The following is a 6,709-nucleotide window of genomic DNA, read 5'->3' on the forward strand; positions in this document are numbered from 1 at the left end:
CCCGGACGCCACGGCGCTGCAGGCCGCCCAGGTGGTGCGCGCGCTGGCCGCGGCGGCGCCGTCGATGGCGGTGGCGACCGCGATGCACCACTTCTCGGTGGGCACGCTGTTCGGCGTCGCCGAGACCTTCGGCCAGGGCACCGACCTCGACGACCTGATGCTCAAGCAGATCGCCGAGAAGCGCTGGCTGGTCGCCTCGGGCTTCGCTGAGGGCCGCACCCAGCAGGGCATCCTCTCCCCCACGATGGAGGCGCGGCCGGTCGAGGGCGGCTACCTGATCTCGGGGTCGAAGAAGCCGTGCAGCCTCTCCCGGTCGATGGACCTGTTCACCGGCAGCGTCGGCATGCGCCGCGAGGACGGCTCGGTGGAGATGGGCTTCCTGATGCTGCCCGCCGACACCCCCGGCATCAGCGTCGTGCCGTTCTGGGGCAGCTTCGCCCTGGCGGGCGCGCAGAGCGACGAGGTCCGGCTGAACGACGTCAAAGTCACCGACGCGCAGATCCTGCAGCCGCCCGCCGACCTGCTCGACGACCTAAGCGAACTGCAGCAGGTCGGCCTGATCTGGTTCCAGATGACCGTGTGCGCCACCTACACCGGCATCGCCAGCGCGCTCGTCGACCGCGTCCTGGAAGCCAAGCGCGGCACCGCGTCGGACCGTGCGGCGCTGGTCGTGCGCATCGAGTCCGCCGCCGCCCTGGTCGAGGGCCTGGCCCGGCGGCTGATGGCGGGCGACATGGGCAACGACTGCCTGGCCACCGCCCTGGCGAGCCGGTTCACCGTGCAGGACCTCATCCGCGCCACCGTCGGCCAAGCCGTCGAACTGCTCGGCGGCATGTCGTTCGTGTCGTCCTCCGAGGTCGCCTATCTCTCGGCCGCCGCGCAGGCCATCGCGTTCCACCCGCCGTCACGCACCAGCATGATCGACGGGATGCTCGGCTACTACGGCGGCGAACCGCTGGTGGTCGAGTGAGTCCCACGACCACCGCGGCCCCCGGCGCGACCGCGCCGGGGGCGGTCGCGGACAAATACCGGACCTTCGTCAGCAAGGGCCGCGCGGCCCTGGGCGAGATGTTCGGCGGCGACGTCGAGGTCGCCGCGGAAGGGGCGTGGCTGCGCACCGCGAGCGGACGCAGCCTGCTCAACTGCGGCGGCTACGGGGTGTTCCTGATGGGCGCCCGCCACCCGCGTGTGGTCAGCGCGGTGATCCGGCAGATCAACACCAATCCGATCGCCTCGCGGCTGCTGCTCGAACCCGAGTTGGCCAACGCCGCCGAGGCGCTGATCGGTGTGGCGCCCCAGGGTTTGGCCCGGGTGTACTTCGCCGGGTCCGGCGCGGAGGCCGTCGAGGCGGCCATCAAACTCGCGCGTGCGCAGGGCAAGCGGCACCTGGTCTCCATGGAGTCGGGCTACCACGGCAAGACCCTCGGCGCGCTGAGCGTGACCGCGCGCGAGGTGTTCCAGGCCCCGTTCCGGCCGCTGCTGCCCGACGTGTCCCACGTCCCGTTCGGCGACGCCGAGGCGTTGGACCGGGTCCTGCGCGCCCACCCCGGTTCGGGGTGCGTGATCGTCGAGCCGATCCAGGGCGAGGCCGGGGTGATCCTGCCGCCCGAGGGCTACCTGCGCGAGGTCGAGCGGCTGTGCCGGGAGCACGGCGCGCTGTTCGTGCTCGACGAGATCCAGACCGGGCTCGGCCGGGTCGGGCACTGGTGGGCCGCCGACGCCGCGGGCGTGACGCCGGACGTGCTGCTGGTCGGCAAGGGCCTCTCCGGCGGCGTGGTCCCGGTGTCGGCGATGGTCGCCACCGCCGAGGCCTTCCGGCCGTTCGACAAGGACCCGTTCATCCACACCTCGACGTTCTCCGGCAACCCGCTGGCCATGGCCGCCGCCCAGGGCGCCATCGCGGCGATCAAGGAGGACGACCTGGTGCGCAAGGCCGCCGGTCTCGGCGCCGTCATCCGCGCGAGGCTGGCCGAGATCGCCGAAACCGTGCTGGGACACCGGGTCCGGCAGGTGCGCGGCGCCGGTCTGCTGATCGGGATCGAGTGCGCCGTCGACGGCCTCGCGGGCGACCTGCTGATCGAGCTGCTGTCGGCGGGCGTGATCGCCAACCACTCGCTCAACTCGCCCGCGGTGCTGCGCCTGACCCCACCCGCCATCCTCGACGACAGCGAGGTCCTGGTGCTGCTCGACGCCTTCGACCGGGCGGCCCGCGCGGTCGTGTCCTAAAAGGAGCCTTGCCATGCGATCCATCCACCTGCTGGTCCGGGTGCCCGCCGACCCGGCCACCGCCTACACCGCCGTCTCCGACTTCGCCCGCTACCCCGACCTCGCCGAAGACGTCCGGCAAGTCCGCACCGGCCCGGCGGGCACCCGCCGGGAGACGTACTGGGAGGTCAACTTCCGCCGCGGCATCATGCGCTGGCACGAGACCGAGGTGTTCGACGCCGAGCGGCTGCGCATCGACTTCGAGCAGAGCGACGGCGACTTCGACGACTTCCGCGGCGCCTGGCAGGTGACCGTGGCCGACGGCGGCTCGGACGTGCGGTTCGAGGTCACCTACGACTTCGGCATCGAGAGCCTGTCCGGGCTGATGGACCCCATCGCCGAGCGGGTGATCAAGCGCGCCGCCGTGCAGATCCTCGGCGGGCTGTTCGGCCCGATCGACGTGCTGGAGGGCGCTGAGGCCCTCACCGATCTCGACACCGTCCCGGCGCTTCCGGGCGCCGTTTAAGGAGAACCCCTGATGGACGCCGCGAATCTGTTCGACTCCAAGACCACCTACCGGCTGATCCGGCTGGAGTACCTGGTCGCGCTCGGCCTGTCGATGTACCTGTTCGTCGAGCACATCGGCGCGATCAACTGGTTCGTCTTCGCCGGGCTTTTCCTCTACATCGACCTGATCGGCTACATCCCCGGCGCGATCGCCTTCCACCGCAGCAAGACCAAGCAGATCTCCAAGGTCTACTACGTCCTCTACAACATCATGCACAGCCTGGTCACCCAGGCCGCGGTCGCCCTGGTGTGGTCGCTGGTGTTCGGGCCCGAGTGGGCGCTGCTGGCGTTGCCGATCCATCTGTGTGGCGACCGCGCCCTGTTCGGCAACTTCCTCAAGCCGTTCTCGGTGACCTTCGAGCCGGTCGTGCATCCCGCGTTCGCGCAGCTGCAGGGGAAGGTGGAGTCGCCTGCCAGCCCGAGCGCGCCGGCGCCCTCCGCTGTGGCCGAACAGGTGCTGGCGGGGTGAGAGCTTCGCTGGCCGAGGCCGTGTGGACGGTGGCGCAGCGGTTTCCCACCGGCGTGTCGGTGGTGACCGCGGGCGCGGGCGACACCGCCCGCGGCGCCACCGTAAGCACGTTCTGTTTCCTGTCAAGAGAACCGGCCCTGGTGTCGATCTGCCTGCGGCGCGGCAGCTGGGTGCTCGACCTGATCCGCGACCACGGCGCTTTCACCGTCAACGTGCTCTCCAGCGACCAGGAGTCGGTGGCCCGCCGCTTCGCCAGCCGCTCCCGCGGCGCCGACCAGTTCGACGGCGTCGGCTGGACCCCGGACGAGGCGGGCGTGCCGCGGCTGTCGGACACGGTCTGCTGGCTGCACTGCCGAACGCACGACGTCATCGCCGCGGGCGACCACGAGCTGGTCGTGGCCACCGTGGCCGGTCTCGGCGAGGGGCGCGCCCGTACTCCGCTGCTGTATTTCGCCGGCGCGCTGCACCGGGGAACCATCGAGAGCGAGGACACATGACCATCCAGATTCCCCGCGAGGCGGACTGGGACACCGCGCCGAGCCTGATCGACGGCGCGATGGACCTGCAGATGACCGCCCAGGACTGCAACCTGCGGTACTGGCTCAACGCCGTGCCGGAGGGCACGCTGCGCGGCAGGCCAGACGGGCACGACCCGGACCTGGTCGTGCCGGAGCACATGAAGTCGGGCGCGCTGTACGAGGCGATCACCCAGGAGTACGCGTTCCGCTCGGTCGCCGAGGAGAAGGCGACCCGCGGCCTGGCCTACCTCATCCCCATCGCGCCGGACACCGACACGATGGAGTTCTACACGACCCAGGTGTTCGACGAGTGCAGGCACGCGATGGTGTTCCGCAACCACCTCGTCGCCCTGGGCACGCCCGCCGAGCGGCTGGCCGAGGCGATCCCGGTGTTCGCGGGGTCCTATTTGGACTCGGTGCTGGGGCCGCTGGAGCGCATGGCGCTGGAGATCATGCGCGACGACCGCGACTTCATCGGCGGCGTCGTGATGATGGCGATCATCCTCGAAGGCGCGCTGGCGCCCGCGGCCGAGCTGAGCGAACGCAAGTGGCGCCCGCTCGACCCGGCCGCCGCGGACATCGACAAGGGCGCGGGCATCGACGAGATCCGGCACCTGACCGTGGGCGCGGACATCGCGAAGCGGCACCTGATCGACCACCCCGGCGACCGCGCCCGCGTGCTGGAGCTGATCCAGCGCGGGATGAAGCTGTGGAGTGAGCTGCCGACCCACGAGATGGTGCTGCGCCGGGAGAAGCTGTTCCAGGAGGGGATGCACGAGCACGCCGCGGTCGTCGGCGACTACGAGATCTGGCCGGGCAGGCGGCTCATCGACACCACACCCGAGGAGCGGCTGGAGACCGCCGACCGCTGGTCGACGGACATGAAACGCAAGCGGCTCACCGACATGGGTCTGGAAGAGGCCGCGACGTGACCGCTGTCCTGGCGGGCCTGGGCGGCTGCGTGCCGCCGCGCGTCGTGGGCAACGCCGAGATCGCGCCGCAACTGGACACCACGGACGACTGGATCCGCACCCGGACCGGTGTGTCCCAACGGCATTGGATCGAGCCCGGGATGTCGACGGTCGGCCTGGCCGCCGAGGCGGGCGCGCGGGCGCTGAAGTCGGCCGGGCTGAGCAAGGTCGGCGCGGTCGTGCTGGCCACGACGACGCCGGACCGGCCGTGCCCGGCCTCAGCCCCGGAGGTCGCCGCCCGGCTGGGCCTGCCGCACGTCGCCGCGTTCGACCTCGGCGCGGTGTGCGCCGGGTTCGTCTACGGGCTGGCCGCCGGCGCGGGCCTGATCAGCGCCGGCGTGGCACGCGACGTGCTGGTGATCGGGGCGGACACCTTCTCGACCATCATCGACCCGACCGACCGCTCCACGGCGATGATCTTCGGCGACGGCGCGGGCGCGGTCGTGCTGCGCGCGGGCGAGCCCGACGAGCCGGGCGCGATCGGCCCGTTCGACCTCGGCAGCGACGGCGACCTCGCCGAGCTCGTCATGATCCCGGCGGGCGGGTCCCGGCGGCGGGTCGGCGACGACCCGCGCGAGCACTTCTTCACCATGCAGGGCAAACCGACCTTCCGCCACGCCGTGCGGCGGATGGAGTCCTCCGCCCGGGCCGTGCTCGCCGAGGCGGGCTGGCGCACCGAGGACGTCGACTGGGTCGTCGCCCACCAGGCCAACCGGCGCATCATCGACGCGCTCGGCGGCGCCCTCGACCTGCCCGCCGAACGGCTGGTCAGCAACATCGACCGGGTCGGCAACACCGTGGCCGCGTCGATCCCGCTGGCGCTGGCCGACGCCGCCGACCGGATCCGACCGGGCGAGAAGGTCCTGCTCACCTCGTTCGGCGGCGGGCTCGCCTGGGGCTCCACCGCCCTGCGCTGGCCCACCATCACCGCAGCTTGACCCACCAATCCACTGTGGACAGAAGGAGATCATCATGGACGTCACCCTCGACCAGGTCAGGGAACTGCTCGTGGCCAGCTTCGGCGTCGGCGCGCAGGAGGTCGGCGCCGAGGTCACCCTCGCCGAACTCGATGTCGACTCGTTGGCGTTAGTGGAGTTCGCGCTGATGGCCGAGAAGGAGTTCGGCGTGGCCATCGACGAGGAGGAGATCAGCAAGGACTTCACCATGGGCGACGTCGTTTCCCTGATCGAGCGGAAGAAAGCCCTCGTCTGATGGGGGCCGACATCGCCGTCACCGGGATCGGGCTGCTGACCCCGGCGGGCATCGGGATCGAGGACAACTGGGATCGGTTGCTGCGCGCGGAACCCGCCGCGGCGGCCGACCCCGGCCTGGTCGGCCTGCCGGTCGACTTCGGCTGCCGGGTGCCGGGGTTCGACCCGGACGAGCACGTGGGCCGACGGATCGCTTGGCGGCTCGACCGCTACGAGCAACTCGCCATGGCCGCCGCACGGCAGGCGGTGGCCGACTCCGGCCTCGACCCGCGAACGTGGGACGGGGCCAGGGTCGCGGTGGTGCTGGGCACGGCCATCGGGGGCATCGGCACGTTCGAGCGGGAGCACCGCAACCTGCTCGACCGCGGGCCGGTGGAGGTCTCGTCGCTGCTGATCCCGATGCTCGGGGTCAACATGGCCGCCGGGTACATCGCCATCGACCACGGCGCCCGCGGCCCGAACTTCGCCACCGCCACGGCGTGCGCCTCGGGTGCCACCGCCATCGGCACGGCGATGAGCCTGCTGCGGTCGGGGGCGTGCGACGTGGTGATCGCGGGCGGCGCCGAGTCGAGCACGACCCCGACGATCGTGTCGTCGTTCGCGAAGATGAAAGCCTTGTCGCGCAACGGGGACCCGGCGCGGGCGTCGCGGCCGTTCGACCAGGCCAGGGACGGTTTCGTCATCGCCGAGGGCGCCGGCGTGCTGATCCTGGAGCGGGCGGCCGACGCCGCCGCCCGCGGCGCCCGGGTCCGCGCCCGCCTCCTGGGC

At 71.7% G+C, this 6,709-nt stretch carries 9 protein-coding genes; all 9 read left to right on the plus strand.

Annotated features, from left to right (window positions below):
* A partial coding sequence (locus tag ACRDSQ_RS03400) for an acyl-CoA dehydrogenase family protein (protein ID WP_431418665.1) occupies positions 1–970 on the plus strand: 970 nt, incomplete at its 5' end.
* Positions 967–2,226 carry an aspartate aminotransferase family protein gene (locus ACRDSQ_RS03405; RefSeq protein WP_431418667.1) on the plus strand — a complete coding sequence of 420 codons (1,260 nt, stop codon included), beginning with the start codon at positions 967–969 and terminating at the stop codon, positions 2,224–2,226. The genes ACRDSQ_RS03400 and ACRDSQ_RS03405, both read left to right, overlap by 4 nt.
* A 13-nt stretch (positions 2,227–2,239) precedes the next feature.
* Entirely contained in the window at positions 2,240–2,731 is a 492-nt protein-coding gene (locus ACRDSQ_RS03410) for a type II toxin-antitoxin system RatA family toxin (protein ID WP_431418668.1), read from the plus strand.
* Positions 2,732–2,743: 12 nt separating this feature from the next.
* A complete protein-coding gene (locus tag ACRDSQ_RS03415) occupies positions 2,744–3,241 on the plus strand; it encodes a hypothetical protein (RefSeq protein WP_431418669.1) in 498 nt (165 codons plus the stop codon).
* The gene (locus ACRDSQ_RS03420; protein WP_431418670.1) at positions 3,238–3,738 is read left to right on the plus strand and encodes a flavin reductase family protein; all 501 of its coding nucleotides are present in this window, start codon (positions 3,238–3,240) and stop codon (positions 3,736–3,738) included. The genes ACRDSQ_RS03415 and ACRDSQ_RS03420 overlap by 4 nt, the downstream gene beginning before the upstream one ends.
* On the plus strand, positions 3,735–4,691 hold the full coding sequence (locus ACRDSQ_RS03425; protein WP_431418672.1) for a VlmB-like protein: 957 nt from the start codon (positions 3,735–3,737) through the stop codon (positions 4,689–4,691). Before ACRDSQ_RS03420 ends, ACRDSQ_RS03425 begins: the two co-directional genes overlap by 4 nt.
* Positions 4,688–5,668, plus strand: a complete 981-nt coding sequence (locus ACRDSQ_RS03430; protein ID WP_431418675.1) for a beta-ketoacyl-ACP synthase III — start codon at positions 4,688–4,690, stop codon at positions 5,666–5,668. Before ACRDSQ_RS03425 ends, ACRDSQ_RS03430 begins: the two co-directional genes overlap by 4 nt.
* A gap of 34 nt (positions 5,669–5,702) precedes the next feature.
* Positions 5,703–5,942 carry an acyl carrier protein gene (locus ACRDSQ_RS03435; protein WP_431418676.1) on the plus strand — a complete coding sequence of 80 codons (240 nt, stop codon included), beginning with the start codon at positions 5,703–5,705 and terminating at the stop codon, positions 5,940–5,942.
* On the plus strand, positions 5,942–6,709 hold a 768-nt coding region (locus ACRDSQ_RS03440; RefSeq protein ID WP_431418678.1), incomplete at its 3' end, for a beta-ketoacyl-[acyl-carrier-protein] synthase family protein. The genes ACRDSQ_RS03435 and ACRDSQ_RS03440, both read left to right, overlap by 1 nt.

The sequence above is a fragment of the Actinokineospora sp. genome (assembly GCF_050699995.1).
Lineage (GTDB): Bacteria > Actinomycetota > Actinomycetes > Mycobacteriales > Pseudonocardiaceae > Actinokineospora.